Here is a 696-nt window from a genome sequence, read left to right on the forward strand (position 1 = left end):
GGCCAGCGCCTCGCGCGGCGAGATGCCGAAGAACCCGGGGTCGAAGGCGGCGGCGTCGCGCAGGAAGCCACCCTGGGAGGCGTAGCTGGTGCCCGGCCGCTCGGGATCGGGGTCGACCAGCTCCGCGATGTCCCAGCCGCGGTCGGCGGGCAGGGCGGTCAGCCCGTCGCCGTCGGTGGCCACCAGCCGCCACAGGTCCTCCGGCGACCCGACGTCGCCGGGGAACCGGCAGCCCATGCCGACGATCGCGATCGGCTCGCCGGTCTCGGCCAGCCGCTGCTGGGTCTGCCGCAGGTCGGCGACCACTCGTCGCAGATAGCCGCGGAGCTTCTCCTCGGTGTCCATCAGGAGACCCCCAGGTCCTTGTCGATGAAGTCGAAAAGTTCCTCGTCGGTGGCGGGTTCGGCACCGCTGTCCGGATCGTCCGCGTCGCCGTTCCACCGCGACATCAGCATCCGCAGCCGCACGGTCAGCTGGGCCCGTTCCGCCTCGGTCACGGTGGCCGCTGCGAGCGCGTCCGACAGGCCGTCCACGTCGGACATCAGGTCGGCCCATCCCAGCGGGCCACCGAGAAGTTCCTCGCCGAGGTGGCGCGCCAGCTCCTGCGGGGTCGGCCGGTCGAACACCAGCGTGGTCGGCAGGTCAAGGCCGGTGGCGCGGCCGAGCCGGTTGCGCAGTTCGACGGCGGTGAGCGAG

General features: G+C 72.8%; 2 protein-coding genes. Both read right to left on the reverse strand.

Translation table 11 applies throughout. The features are described from left to right. Nucleotides 1-345, reverse strand: a 345-nt coding sequence (locus VT50_RS38145; RefSeq protein ID WP_143645424.1) for a beta-ketoacyl synthase N-terminal-like domain-containing protein, incomplete at its 3' end; no start/stop codon positions are given. Next, nucleotides 345-696 (reverse strand): acyl carrier protein (locus VT50_RS38150; RefSeq protein ID WP_240529515.1); only part of this gene is annotated, 352 nt, incomplete at its 5' end. The genes VT50_RS38145 and VT50_RS38150, both read right to left, overlap by 1 nt.

It is taken from the genome of Streptomyces antioxidans, assembly GCF_000968685.2.
Taxonomy (GTDB): domain Bacteria; phylum Actinomycetota; class Actinomycetes; order Streptomycetales; family Streptomycetaceae; genus Streptomyces; species Streptomyces antioxidans.